Below are 25,704 nucleotides of genomic sequence, written 5' to 3' on the forward strand. Positions count from 1 at the left end.
TTCACGCCACCCAGCGTCCCGGTCCCCTCTCCCGCCGATCAGCAAGGAGCTGAGCATGCATTTCGAACTGTCCGACCGCGCGAAGGAGTACCAGGAGCGACTTCTGGCCTTCATGGACGAGCACGTCTACCCGGCCGAGTCCGTGTACATGCAGCAGATGGTCGAGTCGGGCAACCCGAACTTCCACCCGCCGGTGCTGGAGGACCTGAAGAAGACCGCTCGCTCCCTCGGTCTGTGGAACCTGTTCCACCCGCACAAGAACGAGGAGTGGGGCTCGCCCGGCCTGAGCAACCTCGACTACGCGCCGCTGGCCGAGATCACCGGCCGCAGCCCGTACCTGGCGCCCGAGGCGATCAACTGCAACGCCCCGGACACCGGCAACATGGAGGTCCTGGAGCTCTTCGGCACCGCCGAGCACAAGGAGAGGTACCTCAAGCCGCTGCTGGCCGGCGAGATGGCCTCGGCCTTCTGCATGACCGAGCCCGCGGTCGCCAGCTCGGACGCCACGAACGTCGAGCTGAGCATGACCCCCGACGGTGACGAGTACGTCCTCAACGGCCGCAAGTGGTTCGCCTCGAACGCCCTGCACGCCAACTGCAAGGTCCTCATCGTCATGGGCAAGACCGACTTCAACGCGGCCACCCACCGCCAGCAGTCGATGATGGTCGTCCCGATCGACACCCCCGGCGTCACGGTCCTGCGTGGCCTGCCGGTCTTCGGCTACCTCGATCGCGAGGGCCACGCCGAGATCCTGTTCGAGGACGTCCGCGTCCCGAAGACCGCCCTGCTCGCCGGCGAGGGCGACGGCTTCATGATCAGCCAGGCCCGACTGGGCCCCGGCCGCATCCACCACTGCATGCGCTCGATCGGCATGGCCGAGCGCGCGCTGGACCTCATGATCGAGCGCGCCCAGTCGCGCTCGACGTTCGGCCAGCCCGTCGCCGAGCGGGCCAACATCCAGGACTGGATCGCCGAGGCGCGCATCGAGATCGAGGCCACCCGCCTGCTCGTGCTGAAGACGGCGTGGCTGATGGACACGGTCGGCAACCAGAAGGCCCGCACGGAGATCGCCGCGATCAAGGTCAAGGCACCCGAGATGGCCCTGAAGATCATCGACCGCGCGATCCAGGTGCACGGTGGCGGTGGCGTGACGGACGACTTCCCGCTCGCCAGCTTCTACGCCCACCAGCGCACGCTCCGCATCGCCGACGGCCCGGACGAGGTCCACAAGCGGACGATCGCGCGCATGGAGCTGCGCCGCATGGAGCGCGCGGCCGAAGCCCGGGCCTGATCGCCCAGGTCACGACGAGAGGCTCGACATGTCATCGGTCATCACCACCACCACCGAGCTCGACGGCCGCGCGCTGGTCATCTCGCTGAACAGGCCCGAGGCCCGCAACGCGGTCAACAGCCAGGTCGCGCGCGAGCTGGCGGCCGCGTTCGACCGCCTGGACGCCGACCCGGACCTGCGCGTCGGCATCCTGCGCGGTGAGGGGCGCGGCTTCAGCGCCGGGATGGACCTCAAGGCGTTCCTGGAGGGCGACTTCCCGGCGTTCGAGGACCGCGGGTTCGGCGGGTTCGCCCAGAAGCCGCCGCGCACCCCGGTGATCGCGGCGATCGAGGGCTTCGCGGTGGCGGGTGGCCTGGAGATGGCGCTGGCGTGCGACCTCATCGTGGCGGCGTCGGACGCGAAGCTCGGGCTGCCCGAGGTCAAGCGGTCGCTCATCGCGGCCGGTGGCGGGCTGCTGCGCCTCGCGCAGCGGATCCCGTACCACGTCGCGGCCGAGATCGCGCTGACCGGCGACCCGGTCCCCGTCGAGCGGCTGTACCAGGTCGGCCTGGTCAATCGTGTGGCCGAGCCGGGGCGAGCGCTCGAGGTGGCGCTCGCCCTGGCCGCCCAGCTCGTCGACAACGCTCCGCTGGGCCTCGAGGGGTCCAAGCACGTCCTGGAGCGCGCGGCCGACTGGGGCCTCGAGCGCGGCTGGCAGGAGCAGGAGCCCATCATGATGCGGGTCAACCAGTCGGAGGACGCCCGCGAGGGCGCCACCGCGTTCGCCGAGCGCCGCCCGCCCGTGTGGCGGGGTCGCTGAGACCACCCGGCGCGCGTCGGGTGGGCCGAACCTGACGTCGGATTCCCCTAGGATCATGGGCATGAGCAGCACTGAGACGGGCGCCACGCGCCAACGGCGTTCGGCCGGGTTCGCGGAGGCGATGACGCCCCGCGAGCTGCCGACGACTCCGCGCGGGCTGCGCACCCGCGGCCGGCTCGTGGAGGCGGCTCGGACCGTGTTCGAGCGTGACGGCTTCCTCGACGCGCGCCTGGTCGACATCACCTCCGAGGCGGGCATCTCGGCCGGCTCCTTCTACACGTACTTCGACAGCAAGGAGGAGGTCTTCCTCGCGGTGCTGGCCGAGGTCGAGCAGGAGATGCTCCACCCCGACGTCCGCGAGGTGCCGGACGGCGACGACCCCGTCGCGATGATCCGCGCCTCCAACCGCGCGTACCTCGAGTCCTACCAGCGCTTCGCGCGGTTCATGGCCCTGCTCGAGCAGGTCGCCAGCATCGACGAGGACTTCCGCGAGCGCCGGCGCCAGCGCGGCCAGGCGTTCATCCAGCGCAACGCCAAGAGCATCGCGCGGCTGCAGGAGCAAGGGATCGCCAAGTCGAAGACCGATCCGCTGCTGGCCTCGAGCTTCCTGTCCGGCATGGTGGCGCGTGCCGGCTACGCCCGCTTCGTGCTGGGCGAGGACTGGTCGATCGACGAGATGGTCGACACGCTGACCCAGCTGTGGGCCGACGCGCTCAGGATCGAGTCGCCGGGCCGCTGAGCGGCCGGTGGCGGGGGATCCCGACCCAGGTCACGATCGCCGCGACCACCATCGACGCGGCCCCGATCGCGAAGACGGCCTCGAAGACCGACTCGTCGGGGTGCCCGTCGGCCATCATGTGGTGGGCGACCAGCGCGACGACGAGCGCGCTGCCGAGCGCGCTGCCGGTCGAGCGGGAGATCGACGCCATCGCGTTCGCGAGCGCGGTCTCCTCGGGCCGCACGACCGAGACCACGACGGCCGGGACCGCGGCGAAGCCGACGCTGAACGCCGCGTTGACGACGATCGAGCCGACGATCACCTGCCACGGCCGGTCGTGCCAGAGGAGCAGCTGCAGGTAGCCGGCGAGGCACAGCAGCGAGGCCGCGAACAGCGTCGCCCGGCCGCCGAACCGGGTCACGCAGATGCCGCCGACGGGGGAGGCGACGATGCCGATGCTCGCCGACGGCAGCAGGTAGACCAGGCTCGTCTCGAGGACGCTCGCCGAGAACCCGTGGCCGTGCGTCGCCGGCACCTGCACGAGCGCCGTGATGGCGAGGAAGACCAGGAACGTCCCCAGGCCGATCATGAAGCCGACGAGGTTCGCCGCCGCGAGCGTGCCATGGCGCAGCATCTCGACCGGGACGAGGGGCTCGGTCACGTGCTGCTCGAGCCACTGCCACAGCGTGAGGACGAGCACGCCCCCGATGCCGCAGGCGAGGGTCGTCGCGCTCGTCCATCCCCAGTCGTTGCCCTGCGTCATCGCGAGCAGCACGAGCACGAGCCCGGAGCCGAGCAGGACCCCGCCGAGCCAGTCGACGCGACCTGTCGAGTGCGGGACGTCCTTCGGGACGACGACCGAGGCCAGGGCGAACAGCGCCAGGGAGAGCGCCAGCGTGAACCAGAAGATGTTGCGGTAGTCCCGGTCGCCGTGCGTCAGCACGCCCGTCAGGACGAGCCCGACGCCGGCGCCCACGCTGATCGCGCCGGTCAGGAACGACATCCCGAGCGGGAGGCGCCGCAGGGGCAGGCTCGCCCGCAGGATGCCGACCGACAGGGGGAACAGGCAGAACGAGGCGCCCTGCATGACCCGGGCCGCCAGCAGCACCCAGTAGTTCGAGGTCACGGCCGCGATGAGCGAGCCGACGGCGATGAGGCCCACGACGAACAGCAGGACGCGGCGGCGCCCGTGCAGGTCGCCGGACTTGCTCAGGACCGGTGTCAGCACGGCGGCGGCGAGCAGGTTGATCGTGACGACCCAGCCGATCGCCGCGGTCGAGACGCCCAGGTCGTCGCTCATCTTGGCCAGCACCGGCACCGCCATCGTCTGGAGCAGCGCGGTCACGGTGCACAGCAGCGCCAGCACCACGATGAGGGCGGCCCCGGACGACGGGGGCCGCCGCGTCGGGCGGCGAGGATCGGCGAACCGCGTCATGGGTGGACGGCACCTCCTGCGCGGACCGCGCGGTTGACAAGCGGACGGCCGAACCGTCAAAGTTGAAACTGAAGCAGGATTCATATTACGTCGTTCGTGCCGCCTTGGCGAGCACCTCTTCGACCTCGAGACCAGGAGCGTTCCATGAGAGAGGCAGTGGTCGTCTCGACCGCCCGCACGCCCATCGGCAAGGCCTACCGCGGCGCCTTCAACGACACGCAGGCGCAGGAGCTGGCCGGCCACGCGATCCGCGAGGCCGTCGCCCGCGCGGGCATCGAGCCCGGCCAGGTCGAGGACGTCGTCCTCGGCGCCGCGATGCAGCAGGGCAGCAGCGGCTTCAACGTCGCCCGCCAGGCCGCGCTGCGCGCCGGGCTGCCGACCTCGGTCTCGGGCATGTCCGTGGACCGCCAGTGCGCGTCCGGCCTCATGGCGATCGCCACGGCCGCGAAGCAGATCGTCCACGACGGCATGGACATCACCGTCGGCGGCGGCGTCGAGTCCATCTCGCTCGTCCAGAACGAGCACATGAACAACCACCGCGCGCAGGACCCGTGGCTCGTGGAGCACCGCCCCGACCTGTACATGCCCATGCTGCAGACGGCCGAGATCGTGGCCGAGCGCTACGGCGTCAGCCGCGAGGCGCAGGACGAGTTCGCCCTGCTGTCGCAGCAGCGCACCGCCGCCGCGCAGGAGGCCGGCCGCTTCGACGCCGAGATCGTGCCGTTCGAGTCGGTCAAGCTCGTGCAGGACAAGGAGACCGGCGAGGTCTCGCAGCAGCGTGTGACGCTGACGAAGGACGAGGGCAACCGCCCCTCGACGTCGCGCGAGTCGCTCGCCGGCCTCAAGCCCGTCCTGCCGGACGGCGCCGTCACGACGACCTCGACCGTCACCGCCGGCAACGCCTCGCAGCTGTCCGACGGCGCCTCGGCCTCGGTGCTCATGGAGCGCAAGGTCGCCGAGCAGCGCGGTGCGGACGTCCTCGGCGTCTACCGCGGCATGGCCGTCGCGGGCTGCGACCCGGACGAGATGGGCATCGGCCCGGTCTTCGCGATCCCGAAGCTGCTCGAGCAGCACGGCCTCAGCGTCGACGACATCGGCCTGTGGGAGCTCAACGAGGCCTTCGCGTCGCAGGCGCTCTACTGCCGCGACCGGCTCAAGATCGACCCCGAGCGCTACAACGTCAACGGCGGCGGCATCTCGGTCGGCCACCCGTACGGCATGACCGGCGCGCGCCTCGTGGGCCACACGCTCATCGAGGGCCGTCGCCGCGGCGTCCAGTACGTCGTCGTCTCCATGTGCATCGGCGGCGGCATGGGCGCGGCCGGCCTGTTCGAGATCGCCTGAGGCCCGCCATGCTGATCAACGGCACGAGCCTCGAGGACGACGTCTACGGCGACGTGGAGGACGGCATCGGCACGATCACCCTCAACCGCCCGGACCGCCGCAACGCGCTGTCCGATGCGATGATCGAGGGCCTGGCCACGCTGCTGCAGGAGATGCAGGAGTCCGACGAGGTCGGCGCGATCGTCATCACGGGCGCCGGCAAGGCGTTCTGCTCCGGCGGCGACGTCCAGGACTTCGACGCCAAGGGCGGCGAGGGCGGCGGCGCCGGCGAGGTCGACCAGGATGCGGTCGAGGCGCAGCGTCGCGCGCAGCGCCTCACCGTCGGCGCGATCCACGCGAGCCGCACGCCCGTCATCGCCGCCATTCCCGGCGCCGCGGCGGGCGCCGGCCTGGGCCTCGCCCTCGCCGCGCACTTCCGCATCGGCAGCGAGCGCGCCGTGTTCGCCACGGCGTTCGGCGCGGTCGGCCTGGCCGGCGACTTCGGGGTGGCCTGGCTGCTCAACGACATCGTCGGACCGGTCAAGGCACGTGAGCTCATGCTGCTCAACCCGCGCGTCCGCGCCGAGGAGGCCCGCGCCCTGGGCCTGCTCAACGAGGTCGTCCCCGAGGACGGCTTCGACCAGCGGGTCCGCGAGCTCGCGCAGCAGCTGGCCGACGGCCCCGCGCAGGCGTTCGGCTCCATGCTCGACAACCTGCGCCGCGCGTCCTCCGAGACACTCGAGCAGAGCATGGACGCGGAGGTCCCGCTGCACAAGGCCACGGGCCTGACCGACGACCACATCGCCGCGGTGCGCGCCTTCGTCGAGAAGCGCCAGCCCGTCTTCGGGCGCCGTCGCATCGCCGCCGAACAGGAGACCCGATGATCAACGTCACCGCCGCCGTCTCGGTCCGCGAGGACCGCACCGAGCAGTTCGAGCAGGCCGTCGCGGCCGCGCGCCCGGGCATGTTGGCCGACGAGGGCTGCCTGCGCTGGGACCTGCAGCGCGTCAGCGGCAGCCAGACCGACTACGTGCTGCTCGAGGCCTACGCCGACGGCGACGCCCTGCGCCGACACGGCTCCTCGGCCGAGTTCGCCGCGTTCGGCGAGACGCTCAAGGACCTCGTGACCGGAGCCCCGACGATCGTCGTCCTCAAGCCCGTCGGCGAGCAGAACGCCTGACCCCCGGCCGCGCCGCGGCCCCACGCATCGGAGAGACCCATGGAATTCGCGTACGACAGCACCACCACCGACCTCATCGAGCGCATGACCGCCTTCATGGAGGAGTGCGTCTACCCGGCCGAGGCGACCTACTGGTCGCAGGTCGAGTCCGCGCCCGACGTGTGGGCGCCGCCGCCGGTCATCGAGGACCTCAAGAAGCAGGCCCGCGACCGTGGCCTGTGGAACCTGTTCCACCCCGGCGCGGAGGGCGCCGGCCTGACGAACCTCCAGTACGCGCCGCTGTGCGAGATCATGGGCCGCAGCCTGCACATCGCGCCCGTCGCCACGAACTGCGCCGCGCCCGACACGGGCAACATGGAGGTGCTGAGCATGTTCGGCACCGACGAGCAGAAGAAGCAGTGGCTCGAGCCGCTGCTGGCCGGTGAGATCCGCTCGGCCTTCGCCATGACCGAGCCGGCCGTCGCCAGTTCGGACGCGACGAACATCGAGACCCAGATCGTCCGTGACGGCGACGAGTACGTCATCAATGGCCGCAAGTGGTTCATCTCGGGCGCCATGAACCCGAACGCGAAGATCTTCATCGTCATGGGCAAGACGGACCCGACCGCGTCGCGCCACCGCCAGCAGTCGCAGATCCTCGTGCCGCGGGACACCCCCGGCATCGAGGTCAAGCGCGGCATGCACGTCTTCGGCTACGACGACCGCGACCACGGCGGCCACGCGGAGGTCGTGTTCACGGACGTGCGCGTCCCGGTGACGAACCTGATCGCCGGCGAGGGCGAGGGCTTCGCGATCGCCCAGGCGCGCCTGGGGCCGGGCCGCATCCACCACTGCATGCGCCTCATCGGCATCGCCGAGCGCAGCCTCGAGCTGATGGTCAAGCGTGCCAACGAGCGCGTCGCCTTCGGCAAGCCGCTCAGCGAGCAGGGCGTCGTGCGCGACTGGATCGCCGAGTCGCGCGTGCGCATCGAGCAGATCCGCCTGCTGACCCTCAAGGCTGCGTGGCTCATGGACACGGTCGGCAACAAGGGCGCGCACACCGAGATCCAGGCCATCAAGATCGCCGCGCCCAGCACGGTGGAGTGGATCGTCGACAAGGCGATCCAGGTCCACGGCGGCGGCGGCCTGAGCCAGGACTTCCCGATCGCCGAGTGGTTCGCCCAGGTGCGCACGCTGCGCTTCGCCGACGGGCCGGACGAGGTCCACAAGAACGCCCTGGCGCGCCACGAGCTGCGCAGGCAGACCGACCGTGGTTGACGTGCGCGCCGAGGTCGAGGCGCTCGTCGAGCGCTTCGACCTCGCCACCGTCGATCCCGTCGAGTTCCTCGGCGCTCGCTTCGACGCCGGCCTGGCGTGGGTGCACTTCCCGAAGGGCCGCGGCGGCCTCGACCGCCCGCGCGAGGAGCAGCAGCTCGTCGAGCAGCTGCTCGCCGAGGCCGGTGCGCCCGCGCCCGACCTCGGCCGCAACAGCATCGGCCTGGGCATGGCGGCGCCGACGCTGCTGGCGTTCGGGTCGGACGAGCAGCTCGACCGCTACCTGCGGCCGCTGTTCACGTGCGAGGAGATCTGGTGCCAGCTGTTCAGCGAGCCCGGCGCCGGCTCAGACCTCGCGGGCGTGGCGACGAAGGCCGTGCTCGACGGCGACACGTGGATCGTCAACGGCCAGAAGGTGTGGACGTCGGGCGCGCAGAACGCCCAGCGCGCGATCCTCGTCGCCCGCACCGACCCGACGGTGCCCAAGCACGCGGGCCTGTCGTACTTCGTGGTCGACATGCGCGACCCGGGCGTCGACGTGCGTCCCCTGCGCCAGATCACGGGCGAGGCCGAGTTCAACGAGGTCTTCCTCAGTGACGTCCGCGTCCCGGACGCCGACCGGGTGGGAGCGGTCGGTGCCGGCTGGCGCGTCGCGACGACGACGCTCAACAACGAGCGCGTCGCGATCGGCAGCGGCGCCGAGCGCGAGGCCGGCCAGATCGGCATCGTGACCGAGCGCTGGCGCACGGACCCGTCCGTGCGGTCGGCCGCGGAGCACGACCGGCTGATGTCGTGGTGGGTCGAGACCGAGGTCACCCGGCTCGCGGGGGAGCGGCTGCGCCAGCAGCTCGCCGTCGGCCAGCCCGGCCCCGAGAGCTCGGCCATGAAGCTCGCCTTCGCCCAGCAGGCGCAGCGGATCTCGGGCTTCGCGCTCGAGCTCGATCCCGACGCGGGCCTGCAGTACGACGACTGGACGATGGTCCGCCCCGTCTCGGCCAGCTTCCTGGGTCGTGGCCCGGGCTTCCGCTACCTGCGGGCCAAGGGCAACTCGATCGAGGGCGGCACGTCCGAGATCATGCGCAACGTCGTGTCCGAGCGCGTCCTCGGACTGCCGGCCGACCACCGCCCCGACAAGGGCGTCCCCTTCAACGAGGTGCCGCGATGAGCGAGCGCCAGCGAGTGAACAGTGCAGCGCTTGGCATCGGGCCGGCGTCCTATCGTTTCTTCCCCAAGGCGGTGGCCCGATGACGGATCTTCTGTACAGCGACGTCGAGGAGTCGCTGCGCGACAGCGTGCGCGGCGCGCTGCAGCGGGCGGTCGACCACGGGACGGTCGCAGCGCTCTACGACGCGCCCGACACCGACGTCTCGTCCGTGTGGTCGGTCCTGGCCGGCGACCTGGGGCTGGCGGGCCTGCTCGTCCCCGAGGAGCTCGGCGGCGTGGGCGCCGGTCCGCGCGAGGCCGCCGTGGTCCTCGAGGAGCTGGGGCGCAACGTCGCGCCCGCGCCGTTCCTGGAGTCCGCCGTCATCGCCACCACCGCGCTCGTGTCGGCCGGTGACCGGGAGATGCTGCCGCGGCTCGCGGAGGGCGCCCGGGCCGTGCTCGTCCTGCCGTGGTCGGCCCGGGCCGGCGCGTGGTCCGCCGGGAGCGGCACGGTCGCTCCCGTGGCCGGCGCGATCGGCGCGGACCTGTTCGTGGTGCCGACGCTCGTCGACGGCACGGTGCGGCTCGTGCTGCACGAGTCGGCCTCGGTCGAGCCGCTCACGTCGCTCGACATGAGCCGCCGGCTCGCCGCCGTCACGGTCGACGGTGGGGGCCGCGTGCTCGCCGAGGGCGACGCCGCCGTGGCGGCCGTCGACGCCGCGCTCGCGGCCGGGGCGGCACTCCTGGCGTCCGAGCAGGTCGGCCTCGCGCAGTGGTGCCTGACGACCACGGTGGAGTACGCGAAGACGCGCGTGCAGTTCGCGCGTCCCATCGGCTCGTTCCAGGCGATCAAGCACCGGCTCGCCGACCTCTACCTCGAGGTCGCGCAGGCCCAGGCGGCCGCGCGCTACGCCGCGGACACGTTGGCCACGGCCGACGCGGACGCCCCCGTCGCGCAGGCGGTCGCGCAGTCGTACTGCTCCGACGTCGCGGTCCACGCGGCCGAGGAGGCGCTGCAGCTGCACGGCGGCATCGGCATGACGTGGGAGCATCCGGTGCACCTGTACCTCAAGCGGGCCAAGTCCGACCAGCTCGCGCTGGGCACGCCGGCGACGCACCGCACCGACCTGGCCGGTCTCGTCGACCTGCCCGCGCACTGACCACCACACGGAAGATGGGAACCATGGACACCACGAAACTGTTCAGCCTCGAGGGCCGCTCGGCGCTCGTCACCGGCGGCTCGCGCGGCATCGGCAAGATGATCGCCGAGGGCTTCCTCAAGCAGGGCGCGCGCGTCTACATCTCGGCCCGCAAGGCCGAGGCGTGCGACGCGACCGCCGAGGAGCTCTCGCAGTTCGGCCAGTGCGTCTCGCTGCCCGCGGACGTCTCGACGATGGAGGGCATCAACGACCTCGTCGCCCGCTACCGCGAGCACGAGTCGAGCCTCGACATCCTCGTCAACAACGCCGGCGCCGCCTGGGGCGCGCCGTTCGACGAGTTCCCCGAGTCGGGCTGGGACAAGGTCATGGACCTGAACGTGAAGTCCCTGTTCTTCCTGACGCAGGCACTCAAGTCCGACCTCGTCGCGGCGACCGGCGACCACCTGGCGAAGGTCATCAACATCGCCTCGATCGACGGCATCTCGCTGAACCCGCAGGAGACGTACTCGTACCACGCGAGCAAGGCCGGCGTGATCCAGCTGACCCGCCGCATGGCGATCCGGCTGATCCAGGACGACATCGTCGTCAGCGGCATCGCGCCCGGCGCGTTCGCCTCCAACATGAACAAGGACGCGCGCGACCACGCCGACGAGATCAGCGGCTCGATCCCGTCGGGCCGCATCGGCGACCCCGAGGACATGGCGGCCGCCGCCATCTACCTCGCGGCGCGCTCGGGCGACTACGTCGTCGGCTCCACCATCACGGTGGACGGCGGCGTCACGCACGCCCGCTGAGCTGACGCAGGGACGAACGATGATGCATCCCGCCCCGCTGGGGTGCCCGGATGCATCATCGTTCGTCGCCGCACCGGCTCAGCCGGTGGCGAGCGACCTCACCGTCTCGATCGTGTCGGCCTCGTCGGGGCCCTTGTCGTCGCGGTAGCGGACGACGCGCGCGAACCGCAGCGCGAGTCCGCCGGCGTAGCGCGTCGAGCGCTGCAGCCCGTCGAAGGCGATCTCGACCACCTGCTCGGGACGGACGTGGACGACGTGGCCCTCACGGTGGGTCTCGAGTGCGAGGAAGCGCTCGGTCTGCCACGCCAGCATCTCGTCCGTCATCCCCTTGAACGTCTTGCCGAGCATCACGAACCCGGTCGGCGACGAGTCGTCGCGGGCGCCGAGGTGGATGTTGGACAGCCAGCCGTGCCGCCGTCCCGAGCCCCACTCGACGGCGAGGACGACGAGGTCGAGCGTGTGGACGGGCTTGACCTTCACCCACGCCGCGCCGCGCCGGCCGGCGGCGTACGGGGCCGAGAGGTCCTTGAGGACGACGCCCTCGTGTCCCGCCGCGACGGTCTCGGACGCGAACGCGTCGGCCGCCGCAGCGTCGGAGGTGACGAGGCGGCGGACCCGGTGACGCTCGGGCACCAGCGCGTCGAGCGCGGCGAGCCGCTCGTGCCCCGGGGCGTCGAGCAGGTCGCGGCCATCGACGTGCAGCAGGTCGAAGAAGTGCGGCGTGATTGCGACGCCCTCGGCCTGGGCCGTGCGGCTGGCGGTGTCCTGGAACGCCATCGGCCGGCCGTCCTCGGCCAGCGCCAGGGCCTCACCGTCGAGCACGAACCGCTCGGCGGGCAGGGAGCGGGCGACCGCGACCACCTCGGGCAGCCGGGCGGTGATGTCGTCGAGGCTGCGCGTCACCACGAGGACCTCGTCGCCGGACCGGTGCACCTGGATGCGGATCCCGTCGAGCTTGGCGTCGACGGCGACCTCGGTCCCGTCGCCGGGGGAGAGGGTCGCCATCGCCGCGGCCACGTCGGGCGCGCTCGACGCCAGCATCGGGATGACCGGCCGGCCGACCTCGAGGCCGATCGCGGCGAGTGCCTCCTCGCCCTCGAACGCGGCACCGGCCGCGGCGACGGTGCTGCCGGCGAGCATCGCCGCCCGGCGGACGGCGGTGAGCGGCACCTGCGCCACCTGCGCGACGGCCTCCTGCGTGACCGCGTCGAGGGCGCCCTGGCGCAGGTTGCCCGTGACGATCGCGCGCAGCCACGCCTGCTCGGCGCCGGTGGCGCGCCCGAACAGGTCGGCGACGGCCTGCTTCCGGGCCGCCTGCGACCCGGGACCCGCGAGCCGCGACATCGCCTCGAACGCCGCGTCGACCTCGAGCACCGTGAGCGTCGGCTCGGTGGCCGCCGGCGCCGCGTCGCTCACGCCACGCCAGCCCAGGCCCGTGCGCCGCTGGCGCAGCGCACCGCCCAGGTAGGACACCGCGACCTCGAGCTCGTCGGGCTCGACCCGGCCGAGCAGCTCGGCGAGCAGCGCGACCTTCGCCTTCCGTGAGCGCGTGGCGGCGACGTCGGCGGACGTCGCGACGAGCTCGGCGAGCAGCATGAGCCCATCCTGCCGCTCGCCGGCGGGTGCCGCCGCCCGTGACCGGGCAGGATGGAGCCGTGAGGGCCGGCCGGATCAGGGAGCGCTTCACCGGCCGCATCGCCGGAGTCGGCAGCACGAGCGGGATCCGCGTCGTCGTCGGTCGGTGGGACGCCTCGCCGTGGGGCTCGTTCGCGGACGTGATGATCGAGGACGCGAGCGGCCATCGTGTGCTGCTGGCGCCGGACGAGCGCGTGCGGGGGTTCGTCGCGGCGACCTACACGTTCGACGAGCACGTCATCGAGCCCGTGTCCGTCACCGACACCGCCGACGGGTGGCAGGTGACGACACCGTCGCTGTCGCTGCGGATGGTGGTGGGCGGCCGGACGCCGCTCGGCGTGCTGCTGGGGCTGGTGCCCTCACGGGTCGCCACCGCGCCCGCGTGGTGCGGCGCGATCGACCCCGTCGCGCGCGTCGTCATGCGAGGAGTGCGGACGAAGGGCACGGCCGGCAACGACCGCCGCGAGTGGTACGGCGCGACGTCGGTCGTTTCCGTGGAGGCGATCTCCGGGACGTGGCGGGGGACCGAGCTCGGGGAGCTGGCTCCCGTCGACCCGCCGTGCCGGTTCGGCTTCTCCAGCACGCCCGCGCGACCGTCCGTGACGAGCGTCGTCACGACGATCGAGCGGTCGCTGCCGGAGGCGTGATCTCGATACGCCGTCTCGCTGCGCTCGCCGGCAATCGATCACCGGTGGTCGAGTAGCTCGCGAGGGAGGGTCGGATCGGAGCCAGGTCAGGTGTGATCTCGATACGCCGTCTCGCTGCGCTCGCCGGCACTCGATCACCGGAACCCGGTGGTCGAGTAGCTCGCGACGAAGGAGCGGCGTATCGAGACCACCGCTCAGTCACCTCACCAGGTGTCGACGTAGCGGTGCGAGCCCTCGCCGGACCAGCCGCCGAGGGTGGCGACGATCCAGCGCCGCGTGTCGGCGGGGTCGATGACCTCGTCGAGCTCGAGCTTCATCGCCGCGTTGAGCGCCTTGCCGGCCTCGTAGTGCTGGGCGACGAGCTCCTCGTAGCGCTCGGCGCGCGCCTGCTCGTCCTCGATCGCGGCGAGCTCCTTGGCGAAGCCGAGCCGCACGGCGCCCTCGAGCCCCATGCCGCCGATCTCGCCCGTGGGCCAGGCGAGCGTCGCCGTGGTCTGGGCGAAGCCGCCCGCCGCCATGGCCTGCGCGCCCAGGCCGTACGCCTTGCGCAGCACGATCGTCGTCATCGGCACCTTCAGGTGCGCCGCGATGACGAACAGCCGGCTGAAGTGGCGGACCGTGGCGGTCTGCTCGGACTCGGGCCCGACCATGAAGCCGGGGGTGTCGCACAGCGAGACGACCGGCAGCCCGTGCGCGTCGCACAGCTGCAGGAACCGGGCCATCTTGTCGGCCGCGTCGGCGTCGATCGCGCCACCCAGGTGCACGGGGTTGTTCGCGACGAGGCCGTAGGGACGGCCCTCGATCCGCACGAGCGCGGTGATCGCGCCGACGCCGAACTCGCGGCGCAGCTCGAGCACGCTGTCGGTGTCGACGAGCGAGTCGATGACCTCGCGGATGTCGTAGACCTGCTTGCGGTTCTCGCCGATGACGTGGCGCAGGCGGCGCTGGTCGTCGGCGGTCCACTCGGCCCGGCCACCCTGGAAGTAGGACAGGTAGCGCTGGGCGGTCGCGATCGCCTCGGCGTCGTCCGCGACGACGATGTCGACCACGCCGTTCGGGCCCTGGACCGACATGGGGCCGATCTGCTCGGGCGTGAAGACGCCCAGGCCGCCGCCCTCGATCATCGCGGGCCCGGCCATGCCGAGGTTCGCGTCCTCGGTGCCGATGATGACGTCGCAGCACCCGAGCAGGGCGGCGTTGCCGGCGAAGCAGCGTCCCGTCACGATGCCGACGGTCGGGACGACGCCGCTGAGCGCGCCCATCGCCGAGAACGTCGTGACGGTCAGGCCGGCCGCGAGCAGGTGCTCGGTGTCGGTGTCGCCGGGACGACCGCCGCCGCCCTCGGCGAACAGCACCACGGGCAGGGTGTGCTCGCGGGCGACCTGCAGGACCCGGTCGGTCTTCTTGTGGTTGAAGTAGCCCTGCGTGCCGGCGAGCACGGTGTAGTCGTAGGCCAGCACGGCACAGCGGTTCGTCGTGGGCGAGCCGTCGCCGTTGATCGTGCCGACGCCGGTGACGATGCCGTCGGCGGGGGTGTTGGCGATGAGGTCGTCGAGCGAGCGGCGGCCGCGCTGGGCCGCGACGGTCAGCGCGCCGTACTCGACGAACGTGCCCTCGTCGACGAGCTCGTCGATCCACTCGCGCGCCGTCAGGTGGCCGCGGGCGTGACGCTTGGCGACGGCCTCGGGACGGGCGGCGTCGCGCGTCATCGCGAGCCGCTCGTGGACCTCGGCGAGGTCGGGACGGATGTGGTCGAGGTCCGTGGCGGCGTCCTCGCCGAGCTCGTGCTCGACGCTGTCGTCCGGGCGCACGACGGCCACGATCTGACCGGCGGCGACCTGGTCGCCGACGGACACCAGCAGCTCGGTCACGGTGCCGGGGAAGCCCGTGGTGACGGGGTGCTCCATCTTCATCGACTCGAGCGTCAGCAGCCCGGTGCGCGGGCCGACGGGGTCGCCCGGCTTGGCCGAGACGGCGATGACCGTGCCGTTCATGACCGAGCGGACCTCGCCGGAGTCGTCGGCGGGACCCTCCTGCTCGGCCCAGCGGGCGAGGCGCTCGTCGAGCCAGGCCGTCGTGACGTCGCCGCGGCGGACGACCTCGGCGGACAGGATGTCGCGCAGCAGCGCGGCGTTGGTGGCGACGCCGTCGATGCGCAGCTCCTCGATCGCGGCGACGGCGGCGTCGCACGCGGCGGCGTGGTCGCCCTCGGTGACGGTGATGACCTTCGCGAGCAGGGAGTCGAACGTGCCGTCGACGACGGTGCCGGGCTCGATGCCGCTGTCGACCCGCACGCCGGCCGGCCACGTCACGCCGGTGACCGTGCCGGTGGTCGACACGACCGTGCCGCCGACGACCTCCTCGGCGTTGACGCGCGACTGGATCGCGAACGTCCCGGGGCGGGGGAGCACGTCGTCGGCGAGCCCCACGTCCTGCAGCCGGCGGCCCGCCGCGACGAGCAGCTGGGCCTGGACGAGGTCCGCTCCGGTGACCTCCTCGGTCACGGTGTGCTCGACCTGCAGGCGCGGGTTGACCTCGATGAACACGGCGTCGAGCGGCCCACCGCGGCGCAGCTGCTCGGCGTTGACCAGGAACTCGACCGTCGCGAGGCCGCGGTACTCCAGCGGCGCGGTGAGCGCCTTCGCCCACGCGTAGAGGCGCTCACGGTGCGCGTCCTCCAGCGACGGGCTGGGGGCGGTCTCGACGACCTTCTGGTGGCGGCGCTGGACCGAGCACTCGCGCTCGCCGAGGGTGACGACGTGACCGGTCCCGTCGCCCAGCACCTGGACCTCGATGTGCTTCGCGGCGCCCATGAGCCGCTCGGCGTAGACGGCGCCGTGGCCGAACGCGCGCTCCGCCTCGGAGCGGCAGCGGTCGTAGGCCTCGGCGACGTCGGCCAGGTCGGTGACGGGGCGCATGCCGCGGCCGCCACCGCCCGAGACGGCCTTGATCATGATGCCGCCGGGGTGGCGCTCCAGCAGTGCCACGACCTCGTCGAGCGAGGCGTCGCGGCCGGTCGCGTCGAGCACGGGGACGCCCTGCTGCAGGGCATGGTCGCGGGCGCTGCCCTTGTCGCTGAAGAGGCTGAGGGTGTCGGGGGAGGGACCGACGAAGGTGAGGCCGGCCTCGGCGGCCGCGCGGGCCAGCTCGGCGCTCTCGCTCAGGAAGCCGTAGCCGGGGTGGACGAGGTCGGCGCCGCTGTCGACGGCCGCGGCGACGATCGCCGCCACGTCGAGGTAGCCCGCGACACCGGTTGTGGGCAGGGCGATGCTGCCCGGCGCGGCGGTGGCCGCCTCCTCGACGGTGTGGACGTGCTGGGCCGTCCATCCGAGCGCCTGGACGGCGCGGTCGATGCGGGCGGCGATCTCGCCGCGGTTCGCGATCAGGACCTTCATGGGCTCTCCTGGGATTGACATGAGTGTCAACGACCATCCTCGCAACTGTTGACAGGGGTGTCAACGGTCTCGCTAGGCTGGCCCGCATGACACAGGGCTGGTCGGTCCGCGAGGACCACGATCGGGCGGACGCCGAGCGGCGCCGCGAGCTGGTGACCGCGGCGCGCGCGGCCTTCGAGGAGCTCGGCTACGGCGCGACGACGATCGCGGAGATCACCCGGCGGGCCGGCGTCAGCCGCGCCACCTTCTACGTGTACTTCGCCTCGAAGGAGCAGGTGTTCGCCGTCCTGGCCGAGCAGGTCCGCGACCGGTTCGTCCGGGCCCAGGCCCTGACGGGCGTCGACCGCGACGACGTCGAGGACGTCCTGCGCCGCACGATCGCCACGACGCTCGAGGCCACGGTCGAGAACCTCGCCCTCATGACCGTCCTCAACCACCAGGCCGTCGGTGACGAGGAGATCCGCGACCTGTGGCTCGAGATCCAGCGCGAGGCCGTCCACCGGACCGCCGCCTACGTCAGCCAGCAGGCGCGTGCCGGGCACGTGGAGCCGGTCGCGGACCCCGAGGCGCTGGGCATGATGGGCGCCGGGATGAACGACCGGTACGCGCCGCTCGTGGTCTCCGGCGCGATCACGACCGAGGCCGCCATCGAGGAGATGCACCGCATCTGGATGGCGTGCCTCGGCCGCTAGTCGCACGTCAGCGACGGACGCCGAGTCGCTCGCTCGCGGGCAGCGTCCACGTCAGCGCCTGATGGCGCGCGACGTGCTGGTCGATCCGCTCGGCCAGCTCGGGCGCGATCGAGGTCGCGCGGCGCGCCGTCAGGTCGACGTACGCCTCGATGAACTCCAGCGTGCTGGCCACCCGTCCGGTCGTCCGGTTCGTCAGGACGGTCACGGCGTGGATCGTCTTGTCGCCCCGGTCGAGGAAGCGCAGGTGCAGCGACATCTCGTCGCCCACGTGGATCTCGCTGTGGAACAGCACGTGGTGCGCGACGCTGAACGAGCTCTGGCCCGTGCGCTCGAGGTACGTCTCGTCGACGCCGAGGACCTGCCCGAACGCCTGCTCGGCCGCGTCCATGTGCAGGTTGTAGTGGCCGCGCACGCTCACGTGGCCGTTCAGGTCCTGGTACTGGGCCGAGACCGTCGTCGTGGCGAGCGTGCCGAGCTGGTCGACCTGCTCGAGCGAGGGCAGGCTCATCGCGCCGACTCGGCCAGCGCGGCGGCGTCGTCCGCGAGCTCGTTCTTGCGGACCTTGCCCGTCGCGGTCAGCGGCAGCGAGCCGAGCACCTTGACCAGCGGCACCTTGTAGGGCGCCATGTTGGCGCGGGCCCACGTCACGAGCTCCTCGGAGGTGACGGAGGAGTCGGCGCGCGGGACGACGAAGGCGACCGGGCGCTGGCCCGTCGACGGATCGTCGGTGGGCACGACGGCGACGGAGTCGACGGCGGGGTGCTGGGCCAGCAGCATCTCGACGTCGGCCGGGAAGACGCTCATGCCGTTGACCTTGATCATCTCCTTGCGGCGGCCCAGGTAGTGCAGGAAGCCCTGCTCGTCGATGCGGCCGTTGTCGCCCGTGTGGATCCAGCCGTCCACGAGCTGCTCGCGCGTGGCCTGCTCGTTGCGCCAGTAGCCGTCCGTGACGGAGGGGCTGCGCACGATGATCTCGCCGACCTCGCCCAGGGAGACGGGGTTCTGGGTGCCCAGCTCGACGATCGCGATGTCGGTGCCGGGAACGGGGACGCCGCAGAAGACCGGTTCGGACAGCAGATCGAAGTCGTTCTCGGCGAAGCCGTACGGCACGCAGTCGATCGTGTGGGTCTCGGTCATGCCGTAGGACGACTCGCGCAGCACCGAGCCGGGGACGAGCTCGGCCCAGCGGCGGCGCACCTCCGGCGTCATCTTGCGGATGAAGGACACGGCCTGCGGGTCCTGCAGCGAGCTCAGGTCGCGGCTCGCGAGGTCCTGCGTCTCCATGAGCTCGAGGTAGTTCTCGACGGTGCCGGTCATCAGCGTCACGCGCTCGCGCTCGATCGTGTCGACGACCTCGGCCGCGTTCCAGCGCGGCATCAGGAAGCTCGTGCCGCCCAGGACGAAGGGGATCAGGATGCCCAGGTCCTCGCCGGCGATCCAGAAGATCGGCAGGTAGCACAGCGACACGTAGCTGCCGTCGCTCGGCATGCGGGTGGCGGTCGCGGCGCTGGCGACGGTGTAGAGCATGTGGCCCTGCGTGTGCTGGCAGCCCTTCGGCATGCCGGTCGTGCCGCCGGTGTAGTTGAGGGCGGCGAGCGAGTCGAGGTCGCCGTCGTCGCCGGCGTACGGCTCGGCCGAGGTGGCGCCGTCCCAGCCGAACTCGCCGGTGCCGTCGACCAGCAGGACGGGCAGCTCGGGCACGCGGTCGGCGCAGGCCTCGAGGACGGGCGCCAGGGCGCTGTTCGTGACGACGAGCACCGGCTCGCTGTCGAGCAGCTCGTAGGCCAGCTCGGCCGGCTGGAACATCGGGTTGACCGGGACGTGGACGGCGCCCAGTCGCAGGATCGCCAGGAACGCGATGACGAACTCGGTCGAGTTGCCCAGGTAGATCGCGACGCGGTCGCCGCGGCCGACGCCGTGCTGCGACATCCAAGTCGCGACGCGGCGGTGGGCCTCGTCCAGCTCGGGGTAGGTGAAGCGGGTGTCGCCCATGGCAAGGGCGAGCTGGTCGGGTCGCTCAGCCGCCCAGTGCGAGACGTGCGCCGGAACCGTGATCCGGCCGGCCGGGTACTGCGGCTCGTCGGGGATCCCCGCGGGACGCAGCGCCGCCTGCAGGCGGCGGACGTCGGTCACGTACTCGTCGAGGGTCTTGTGGCTGGTCATGAAGCGCGCGCCTCCGGGGGGGTCGGGGAATCGCCCGTCAGGACGTGACGGGCGTCTCATTGACGTGAGTGTCAACCAGTGAAGCCGACCTTGACGTTGGTGTCAACAGCCCTCGGCGAAGCCGTCGCTCACTGCGCGCCGACCAGCGTCATGGCCAGGTCGGCGTACTGGAAGCCGATCGAGAGCGGCGTGCGCGAGGATCCGTGGCGGTACCAGCGGGCGACGTCGATGCACGTCGACAGCAGGGTGATCTTGGCCCAGTCGAGGTCCGCGATGCGGAAGCTGCCCTCGGCCACGCCGGCCCGCAGGATCTCCAGGACGTGCTCGTCGATCCCGCGCCGCAGGGCCCACACGTCGGCGAACTCGGGTCCCCGGTGCAGGCGGATCTCGTACTCGATCGAGCGCGACAGCAGGTTCCACTCGGCGTTGAACGAGGCGAACGACGCGATGCCCAGGCGCAGCTGGGTGACGGGGTCGGCGCCCTGACGGGCGGGCTCGCTGAAGGAGCCCGTCGACAGCCGGTGCCCCTCGATCGCGATGCGGTGGAACAGGTCCTGCTTGGAGTCGAAGTGGATGTAGACGGCCGCGGGGGACATGCCCGACCGGTTGGCGATCTCGCGCGTCGAGGCGCCGTGGTAGCCCAGGTCGGCGAAGGCCAGCGTCGCCCCGCACAGGATGCGCCGCGAGGCGCCCGTGGCGCGCTGGTCCCAGAACTCGGCGATCCGCCGCTCGGCGTACTCGCGATCGATGAGATACCGCGAGGACGGCGGGCTTTCGGTCTCGGTCACTGGGTGCTCCGTCATCCACCGAACCGCTCTCAGTGCGATTCGTCCCTGTGACGACAGCATAAGCATGTGCTTAGGTATGGGTCCATTCACCCAAGCAAGCGAGAGGTCGTGTCATGTCTGATGTGCGAGCCGAACTGACGGCGTCGGTGTTCAAGCTCGAGGTCGCGCCCGGCGACCGCGTCGAGGAGGGCCAGTCGCTGGTCGTCCTCGAGTCCATGAAGATGGAGATCCCGGTCGTCGCCCCGCGCGCCGGCGAGGTGACGGAAGTGCTGGTTTCGGAGGGTGAGATGGTCGAGGAGGGCGCGGTCGTCGCGCGCCTGGCCGATTGACCCGACGATTTCCCCCGTGCCGCCCGGGCCCCGATCAGGGGTACCGGGCGGTAATTTTTGTGAACGTGAAATTGGATTCAGAAAACCCTTGCGTCATGTGACCGCGATCACCTACGGTCATAGCGCTCGACCTAAGCGAGTGCTTAGGTCTCGCGCCCCACCGGCCCATCCGGGCCAGCCGAACGACGAAGGGACACCCGTGAGCCACGTCTGGTCCGCCGAGATCGAGGAGATCGAGCGCCGTCGCCGCCTCGCGGAGCTGCTGGGCGGCGAGGAGAAGATCCGCCGCCAGCACGAGGCCGGCCGCAGCACGGTCCGCGAGCGCATCACCGACCTGCTCGACGCGGACAGCTTCGAGGAGGTCGGCGCCCTCGCCGGCTTCGCCACCTACGACGCCGACGGCGCAGCCGTGAGCGTCATGCCCGCCAACTTCGTCTTCGGCCTGGGCTCGATCGACGGCCGCCGCGTCGCGCTCGGCGCGGACGACTTCACGATCCGCGGCGGTGCTGCGGACGCCTCGATCATGGCCAAGCAGGTCGACTCCGAGCGCATGGCCGGCGCCATGCGCGTCCCGCTCGTGCGCCTCGTCGAGGGCACCGGCGGTGGCGGCAGCGTCCGCATGGTCGAGGACGCCGGCTACACGTACGTGCCGGCGAACCCGGGCTGGGACGCCGTCGTCGACAACCTCTCGATCGTCCCCGTCGTCGCCGCCTGCATGGGCCCGGTCGCGGGCCTCGGCGCGGGCCGGGTCGCGATGAGCCACTTCAGCGTCCTCATCGAGCAGGTCGCGCAGATGTTCGTCGCCGGCCCGCCGGTCGTGAAGCACGCGACGGGTGAGCAGCTGACGAAGGAGGAGCTCGGCGGCGCCGACGTCCACCGCCGCAGCGGCGCGATCGACCGCATCGTGCCCGACGAGAAGTCCGCGCTGCAGGCCGTCCGCGACTTCCTGTCCTACCTGCCGTCCAGCGTCCACGAGCTGCCGCCGGTCGTGGCCGCCGCCGAGCCCGCCGCGTCGAGCGAGGGCCTGGCGGACGTCGTGCCGCGCAACCGCCGCCAGCCCTACCGGCTGCGCACGATCCTCGACGCGATCTTCGACGCCGGCTCGAACTTCGAGTACGCCGGCTACGGCGCCTCGGTCTACACGGGCCTGGCCCGCCTCGACGGCCACCCGGTCGGCGTCGTCGCGACAGACCCCTACAAGGGCGCCACGATGACGCCGAACGGCGCGGACGCGCTGACGCGCCTCATCGACCTGTGCGAGACGTTCCACCTGCCGATCGTCAGCCTCACCGACCAGGCCGGGATGATGATCGGCCTGCAGGCCGAGAAGACGGCGTCGATCCGGCGCGGCGCCCGGGCCGTCGTCGCGGCCTACCAGGCGCGCGTGCCCATGGCCGAGATCATCGTCCGCCGCGTCTTCGGCGTCGGCGGCGCCGGCCAGATCAACCGGCACCGCTACAACCGCCAGTGGGCGTGGCCCTCGGGCGACTGGGGCTCGCTGCCCGTCGAGGGTGGCGTCGAGGCGGCGTACCGCGCCGATCTCGAGGCCTCGGACGATCCCGAGGCGATGATGGCCGAGATCCACCAGCGCCTCGAGGCCGCGCGCTCGCCGTTCCGCACCGCCGAGCGCTACGGCGTGCAGGACCTCATCGACCCCCGCACCAGCCGCGAGGTGCTCACCCGCTGGGTGCGCGACGCGTACCGCGTGCTGCCCGAGCTGGTGGGCCCGCCCTCCTTCGGAACGAGGCCCTGACATGACGCACACCCTCTCGGCCGCCGAGCTCGAGCAGCTGCTGGAGTTCGACTTCCCGACGGCCGTCGACGCGCTCGACCACCACGTCGCGCAGAGCCCCGACCGCCAGGCGGTCGTGTACGGCGAGACGGGTCGGACGCTGACGTACGCCGAGCTCGGCGCCCTGACCGACCGGGTCGCCGGCAACCTCGCCGGCCTGGGCATCGGCCCGGGCCAGCGGGTCAGCCTGCTGACCACGAACCCGCTCGTCGCGACCGTCCTGATGTACGGGCTGTGGAAGGCCGGCGCGGTCTACGCGCCCATCAACTTCCAGTACAGCGGTGACCTGCTGGCGTACCAGATCAACGACACCCGCCCCGTCGCGCTGTTCGTCGATCGTGCGCTCCACGACCGGATCGAGCAGGTCGCGGACCGCCTGAGCGGCTCGCCGCGCGTCGTCGTCCTGGACGGCCTCGACGAGGGCGCCTTCGCCGAGCTGGCCGAGCCCGCCGAGCGTCCCGACGTCCACGTCGCCTTCGACGACCCGGCCAACGTCATCTACACGTCCGGCACGACCGGGCCGTCGAAGGGCGTCGTCCAGTCGCACCGCTGGATCAACGGCTACTGCTGGGTGGGCCGCAAGACGCTCACCCCCGACGACGTCGTCTACAACGACCTGCCGATGTACCACGTCGGCGGCGCGCACTTCAACGTCGTGCGGGCCCTGTGGACGGGTGCGTCGGTGAGCCTGTGGGACCGCTTCAGCCCGAACGACTTCTGGCGTCGCATCAAGGAGACCGGCTGCACCACGGCCGTGCTGCTCGACGTCATGACGCCGTGGCTGCTCAACGCCGAGCCGACCCCGGACGACCGGCGCAACCCGCTCAACAAGGTCCACATGCAGCCGCTGCCGGCGAACCACCACGACTTCGCGGTCCGGTTCGGCATCGACTTCGTGACGTCGGGCTTCGGTCAGTCCGAGTCCGGCAACCCGCTCGTTACGCTCACGGAGCAGACCGAGCCGGGGGAGGGCACGCCGGACGACCTCTACCGAGGCCTCACGCACGCGCAGCTGCGCGAGGTGTTCGAGCAGCACGGCCTGCTCGTGCGCCGCGGCGCCGATCCGCTGCCGAAGGGCATCATGGGCCGGCCCACGCCGTTCCTCGAGGTCGCCATCCTCGACGAGCGCGACCGGGTCTGCCCCGACGGCGTCGTGGGCCAGCTGGCCATGCGGCCGCGGGTGCCCTCGCTCATCCACGAGGAGTACCTCGCCAAGCCCGAGGCCACCGTGAAGGCCTGGCGCAACCTGTGGTTCCACACGGGTGACGCCGCCGTGCGCGACGCCGACGGCGTGTTCGCCTACATCGACCGCATGGGCGACCGCATCCGCGTCCGCGGCGAGAACATCTCGGGCTTCCACATCGAGGAGCTGCTCGTGCAGCACCCCTCGATCGCCCTGGCCGCCGTCATCGCGGTGCCCGGCGCCGAGGGCGACGAGGACGACATCGTCGCGTTCGTCGAGCTCGCGGACGGCCACGACTTCGATCGCCTCGCGATCGACCAGCACTGTCGCGACGCCATGCCCAAGTTCATGTGGCCTCGCGACGTGATCCCGGTGGAACAGATCCCCCGGACCCCCACCAACAAGATCGAGAAGTACAAGCTGCGCAAGCAGTGGACGGAAGGGCAGGCATCATGACCATTCGATCCCGTTGGGGAGCGGCTGCCGCGGCAGCGCTCCTCACCGTGCTGGCCGCCTGTGGCGGTGGTGGCGGATCCGGCGACTCGGACCGCGCGCTGCGCGTCGCGGCCGCCGCCGACGCCTCGTCGCTGGACCCGATCCGCGGCAACGCCGGCACGGACCACGTCCTGCTCTACCCGATCTACGACACGCTCGTGTCGTACACGAAGGGCCTCGAGCCCGAGCCCGGCCTGGCCGAGTCGTGGGAGCAGAAGACGCCCACCGAGCTGACCCTCAAGCTGCGTGAGGGCGTGAAGTTCCACGACGGCGAGCCGCTCAACGCCGAGGCCGTCGTGTTCAACGCCGAGCGCGCCATGGCCGAGGGCTCGAACATCCAGGCCGACCTCGCGTCCGTCGAGAAGGTCACGGCCGACGACGAGTACACCGTCACGTACCACCTCAAGGACGCCGACGCGTCGCTGCTGCTCGTGCTGGCCGACCGCGCCGGCATGATGGTCTCGCCCAAGGCCGCCGAGGCCGCCGGTGGCGACCTCAGCACCAAGCCCGTCGGCGCCGGCGGCTGGAAGTTCAAGGAGTGGAAGCGCGGCAGCGTCCTGAAGGTGACGAAGTTCGCCGACTACTGGGACGACAAGGCCGAGCGCGTCTCGGCGATCGACTTCAACATCATCCCGGAGCCGAAGACCCGCGTGACCTCGCTGCGCTCGGGGCAGCAGGACGTCGCGATGGAGATCTCCCCGTCCGACAGCGACTCGCTGGAGAAGGCGTCGAACGTCTCGCTCGACGCGTCGCCGCGCGTCAACCTCAACCAGGTCTACCTGAACAAGGCCGCGCCGGAGCTCAAGGACCCGAAGGTCCGCAAGGCCCTGTCGCTCGCGATCAACCGTGAGGCGCTGCTCAAGAGCGGCTACTTCGACCGCGGCGTCATCGCCGACGGCATCGTCCCCGGCGGCGACTACTGGGCGGCCCCGCCCGCGTCGGTCAAGTCCGAGTACGACCCGGACCAGGCCAAGCAGCTGCTCAAGGAGGCCGGCCAGCCGACCTTCTCGTTCGACATGATCGCCAACGCCGACTCCGCCACGATCCGCGTGGCCGAGATCCTCAAGGAGCAGTGGGCCGCCGTCGGCGTCACCGTCAACATCCGCCCGCTCGAGATCGTCCAGGCCACGAACGACTACTTCAACGACCGCAAGGCCCCCGCTCTGCTGTCGCAGTGGACCGGTCGTCCGGACCCGGCCATGAGCTACCGCCTGATGTTCTCGGGCGAGGGCTACTTCAACACCTCCGACCAGGGCACCCCCGGCCTGGACGAGGCGCTGAACAAGGCCGACGTCTCGACCGAGCCGCAGGAGCGCAAGCCCGGTCTCGACGAGGCCGCCGAGGCGGTCTTCGCGGACACGCCGTGGCTGCCGCTCGTGTTCGGCGACTCGCTCGTCGGCCTCGGCGACGACGTCAAGGGCTTCGAGGGCAACCTGCTCGGCAAGCCGAAGTTCATCGGGGTCACCCTCGGCTGAGCCGAGGACAACA

Annotated in this window: 22 protein-coding genes; 16 read left to right on the forward strand and 6 right to left on the reverse strand. The window is 71.6% G+C overall.

The window, feature by feature from the left end:
• The first annotated feature begins 55 nt into the window (after positions 1 to 55).
• From AB3M81_RS02355 to AB3M81_RS02365, 3 genes are all read left to right on the forward strand, one after another.
• Positions 56 to 1,291, forward strand: a complete 1,236-nt coding sequence (locus AB3M81_RS02355) for an acyl-CoA dehydrogenase family protein (RefSeq protein ID WP_412902295.1) — start codon at positions 56 to 58, stop codon at positions 1,289 to 1,291.
• Positions 1,292 to 1,319: 28 nt separating this feature from the next.
• Positions 1,320 to 2,090, forward strand: a complete 771-nt coding sequence (locus AB3M81_RS02360) for a crotonase/enoyl-CoA hydratase family protein (protein ID WP_412902296.1) — start codon at positions 1,320 to 1,322, stop codon at positions 2,088 to 2,090.
• A 61-nt stretch (positions 2,091 to 2,151) separates the two neighbouring features.
• A complete protein-coding gene (locus tag AB3M81_RS02365) occupies positions 2,152 to 2,829 on the forward strand; it encodes a TetR/AcrR family transcriptional regulator (RefSeq protein ID WP_412902297.1) in 678 nt (225 codons plus the stop codon).
• Here AB3M81_RS02365 and AB3M81_RS02370 read toward each other — a convergent pair.
• Positions 2,804 to 4,243: an MFS transporter gene (locus AB3M81_RS02370; RefSeq protein WP_412902298.1), complete on the reverse strand. Its 1,440-nt coding sequence runs from the start codon at positions 4,241 to 4,243 to the stop codon at positions 2,804 to 2,806. The genes AB3M81_RS02365 and AB3M81_RS02370 overlap by 26 nt on opposite strands.
• 144 nt (positions 4,244 to 4,387) lie before the next feature.
• Between AB3M81_RS02370 and AB3M81_RS02375 the strand changes: the two genes are divergently transcribed.
• The 7 genes from AB3M81_RS02375 (at position 4,388) to AB3M81_RS02405 (ending at position 11,097) form a co-directional block, all read left to right on the forward strand.
• Entirely contained in the window at positions 4,388 to 5,587 is a 1,200-nt protein-coding gene (locus AB3M81_RS02375) for an acetyl-CoA C-acyltransferase (protein WP_412902299.1), read from the forward strand.
• An 8-nt stretch (positions 5,588 to 5,595) separates the two neighbouring features.
• Positions 5,596 to 6,450 (forward strand): enoyl-CoA hydratase-related protein, encoded by an 855-nt coding sequence (locus tag AB3M81_RS02380; RefSeq protein ID WP_412902300.1) that lies wholly within the window; start codon positions 5,596 to 5,598, stop codon positions 6,448 to 6,450.
• Positions 6,447 to 6,746 (forward strand): putative quinol monooxygenase, encoded by a 300-nt coding sequence (locus AB3M81_RS02385; RefSeq protein ID WP_412902301.1) that lies wholly within the window; start codon positions 6,447 to 6,449, stop codon positions 6,744 to 6,746. The genes AB3M81_RS02380 and AB3M81_RS02385 overlap by 4 nt, the downstream gene beginning before the upstream one ends.
• A gap of 39 nt (positions 6,747 to 6,785) precedes the next feature.
• Positions 6,786 to 8,003, forward strand: a complete 1,218-nt coding sequence (locus AB3M81_RS02390; protein ID WP_412902302.1) for an acyl-CoA dehydrogenase family protein — start codon at positions 6,786 to 6,788, stop codon at positions 8,001 to 8,003.
• The gene (locus tag AB3M81_RS02395; protein ID WP_412902303.1) at positions 7,996 to 9,165 is read left to right on the forward strand and encodes an acyl-CoA dehydrogenase family protein; all 1,170 of its coding nucleotides are present in this window, start codon (positions 7,996 to 7,998) and stop codon (positions 9,163 to 9,165) included. Before AB3M81_RS02390 ends, AB3M81_RS02395 begins: the two co-directional genes overlap by 8 nt.
• 79 nt (positions 9,166 to 9,244) lie before the next feature.
• Positions 9,245 to 10,303: an acyl-CoA dehydrogenase family protein gene (locus tag AB3M81_RS02400; RefSeq protein WP_412902304.1), complete on the forward strand. Its 1,059-nt coding sequence runs from the start codon at positions 9,245 to 9,247 to the stop codon at positions 10,301 to 10,303.
• Positions 10,304 to 10,326: 23 nt separating this feature from the next.
• Positions 10,327 to 11,097, forward strand: coding sequence for an SDR family oxidoreductase (locus AB3M81_RS02405; protein ID WP_412902305.1), 771 nt, complete (start codon positions 10,327 to 10,329; stop codon positions 11,095 to 11,097).
• Between the two features lie 78 nt (positions 11,098 to 11,175).
• Here AB3M81_RS02405 and AB3M81_RS02410 read toward each other — a convergent pair whose 3' ends face one another.
• Positions 11,176 to 12,693, reverse strand: a complete 1,518-nt coding sequence (locus AB3M81_RS02410) for an ATP-dependent DNA ligase (protein WP_412902306.1) — start codon at positions 12,691 to 12,693, stop codon at positions 11,176 to 11,178.
• 59 nt (positions 12,694 to 12,752) lie between these two features.
• Between AB3M81_RS02410 and AB3M81_RS02415 the strand changes: the two genes are divergently transcribed.
• Entirely contained in the window at positions 12,753 to 13,379 is a 627-nt protein-coding gene (locus tag AB3M81_RS02415; protein ID WP_412902307.1) for a hypothetical protein, read from the forward strand.
• Positions 13,380 to 13,582: 203 nt separating this feature from the next.
• Here AB3M81_RS02415 and AB3M81_RS02420 read toward each other — a convergent pair whose 3' ends face one another.
• Positions 13,583 to 16,774 (reverse strand): acetyl-CoA carboxylase family protein, encoded by a 3,192-nt coding sequence (locus AB3M81_RS02420; protein WP_412902308.1) that lies wholly within the window; start codon positions 16,772 to 16,774, stop codon positions 13,583 to 13,585.
• Between the two features lie 86 nt (positions 16,775 to 16,860).
• Here AB3M81_RS02420 and AB3M81_RS02425 point away from each other — a divergent pair, with 86 nt between their 5' ends.
• Positions 16,861 to 17,466, forward strand: coding sequence for a TetR/AcrR family transcriptional regulator (locus tag AB3M81_RS02425; protein ID WP_412902309.1), 606 nt, complete (start codon positions 16,861 to 16,863; stop codon positions 17,464 to 17,466).
• A gap of 7 nt (positions 17,467 to 17,473) precedes the next feature.
• Here the strand turns inward: AB3M81_RS02425 and AB3M81_RS02430 are convergent, their stop codons facing one another.
• From AB3M81_RS02430 to AB3M81_RS02440, 3 genes are all read right to left on the reverse strand, one after another.
• The gene (locus AB3M81_RS02430; protein WP_412902310.1) at positions 17,474 to 17,974 is read right to left on the reverse strand and encodes a thioesterase family protein; all 501 of its coding nucleotides are present in this window, start codon (positions 17,972 to 17,974) and stop codon (positions 17,474 to 17,476) included.
• Positions 17,971 to 19,629, reverse strand: coding sequence for an AMP-binding protein (locus AB3M81_RS02435; RefSeq protein WP_412902311.1), 1,659 nt, complete (start codon positions 19,627 to 19,629; stop codon positions 17,971 to 17,973). Before AB3M81_RS02435 ends, AB3M81_RS02430 begins: the two co-directional genes overlap by 4 nt.
• Positions 19,630 to 19,757: 128 nt before the next feature.
• Positions 19,758 to 20,417 (reverse strand): TetR/AcrR family transcriptional regulator, encoded by a 660-nt coding sequence (locus AB3M81_RS02440; RefSeq protein ID WP_412902312.1) that lies wholly within the window; start codon positions 20,415 to 20,417, stop codon positions 19,758 to 19,760.
• 113 nt (positions 20,418 to 20,530) lie between these two features.
• Between AB3M81_RS02440 and AB3M81_RS02445 the strand changes: the two genes are divergently transcribed.
• From AB3M81_RS02445 to AB3M81_RS02460, 4 genes are all read left to right on the forward strand, one after another.
• Positions 20,531 to 20,746 (forward strand): biotin/lipoyl-binding carrier protein, encoded by a 216-nt coding sequence (locus AB3M81_RS02445; RefSeq protein WP_412902313.1) that lies wholly within the window; start codon positions 20,531 to 20,533, stop codon positions 20,744 to 20,746.
• Positions 20,747 to 20,945: 199 nt separating this feature from the next.
• A complete protein-coding gene (locus AB3M81_RS02450) occupies positions 20,946 to 22,499 on the forward strand; it encodes an acyl-CoA carboxylase subunit beta (protein ID WP_412902314.1) in 1,554 nt (517 codons plus the stop codon).
• 1 nt (position 22,500) lies between these two features.
• The gene (locus tag AB3M81_RS02455; protein ID WP_412902315.1) at positions 22,501 to 24,177 is read left to right on the forward strand and encodes a class I adenylate-forming enzyme family protein; all 1,677 of its coding nucleotides are present in this window, start codon (positions 22,501 to 22,503) and stop codon (positions 24,175 to 24,177) included.
• Positions 24,174 to 25,691, forward strand: a complete 1,518-nt coding sequence (locus AB3M81_RS02460) for an ABC transporter substrate-binding protein (RefSeq protein WP_412902316.1) — start codon at positions 24,174 to 24,176, stop codon at positions 25,689 to 25,691. The genes AB3M81_RS02455 and AB3M81_RS02460 overlap by 4 nt, the downstream gene beginning before the upstream one ends.
• Positions 25,692 to 25,704 lie beyond the last annotated feature (13 nt).

It is taken from the genome of Aeromicrobium jepli, assembly GCF_047246605.1.
GTDB lineage: Bacteria > Actinomycetota > Actinomycetes > Propionibacteriales > Nocardioidaceae > Aeromicrobium.

Excerpts from the sequence above, each read along its gene's own strand:
- AB3M81_RS02385 (WP_412902301.1), top strand. The coding sequence starts at position 6,447 with ATGATCAACGTCACCGCCGCCGTCTCGGTCCGCGAGGACCGCACCGAG.
- AB3M81_RS02405 (WP_412902305.1), top strand. The coding sequence starts at position 10,327 with ATGGACACCACGAAACTGTTCAGCCTCGAGGGCCGCTCGGCGCTCGTC.
- AB3M81_RS02360 (WP_412902296.1), top strand. The coding sequence starts at position 1,320 with ATGTCATCGGTCATCACCACCACCACCGAGCTCGACGGCCGCGCGCTG.
- AB3M81_RS02460 (WP_412902316.1), top strand. The coding sequence starts at position 24,174 with ATGACCATTCGATCCCGTTGGGGAGCGGCTGCCGCGGCAGCGCTCCTC.
- AB3M81_RS02410 (WP_412902306.1), bottom strand. The coding sequence starts at position 12,693 with ATGCTGCTCGCCGAGCTCGTCGCGACGTCCGCCGACGTCGCCGCCACG.
- AB3M81_RS02445 (WP_412902313.1), top strand. The coding sequence starts at position 20,531 with ATGTCTGATGTGCGAGCCGAACTGACGGCGTCGGTGTTCAAGCTCGAG.
- AB3M81_RS02435 (WP_412902311.1), bottom strand. The coding sequence starts at position 19,629 with ATGACCAGCCACAAGACCCTCGACGAGTACGTGACCGACGTCCGCCGC.
- AB3M81_RS02355 (WP_412902295.1), top strand. The coding sequence starts at position 56 with ATGCATTTCGAACTGTCCGACCGCGCGAAGGAGTACCAGGAGCGACTT.
- AB3M81_RS02365 (WP_412902297.1), top strand. The coding sequence starts at position 2,152 with ATGAGCAGCACTGAGACGGGCGCCACGCGCCAACGGCGTTCGGCCGGG.
- AB3M81_RS02455 (WP_412902315.1), top strand. The coding sequence starts at position 22,501 with ATGACGCACACCCTCTCGGCCGCCGAGCTCGAGCAGCTGCTGGAGTTC.
- AB3M81_RS02420 (WP_412902308.1), bottom strand. The coding sequence starts at position 16,774 with ATGAAGGTCCTGATCGCGAACCGCGGCGAGATCGCCGCCCGCATCGAC.
- AB3M81_RS02430 (WP_412902310.1), bottom strand. The coding sequence starts at position 17,974 with ATGAGCCTGCCCTCGCTCGAGCAGGTCGACCAGCTCGGCACGCTCGCC.
- AB3M81_RS02390 (WP_412902302.1), top strand. The coding sequence starts at position 6,786 with ATGGAATTCGCGTACGACAGCACCACCACCGACCTCATCGAGCGCATG.
- AB3M81_RS02375 (WP_412902299.1), top strand. The coding sequence starts at position 4,388 with ATGAGAGAGGCAGTGGTCGTCTCGACCGCCCGCACGCCCATCGGCAAG.
- AB3M81_RS02425 (WP_412902309.1), top strand. The coding sequence starts at position 16,861 with ATGACACAGGGCTGGTCGGTCCGCGAGGACCACGATCGGGCGGACGCC.
- AB3M81_RS02400 (WP_412902304.1), top strand. The coding sequence starts at position 9,245 with ATGACGGATCTTCTGTACAGCGACGTCGAGGAGTCGCTGCGCGACAGC.
- AB3M81_RS02380 (WP_412902300.1), top strand. The coding sequence starts at position 5,596 with ATGCTGATCAACGGCACGAGCCTCGAGGACGACGTCTACGGCGACGTG.
- AB3M81_RS02370 (WP_412902298.1), bottom strand. The coding sequence starts at position 4,243 with ATGACGCGGTTCGCCGATCCTCGCCGCCCGACGCGGCGGCCCCCGTCG.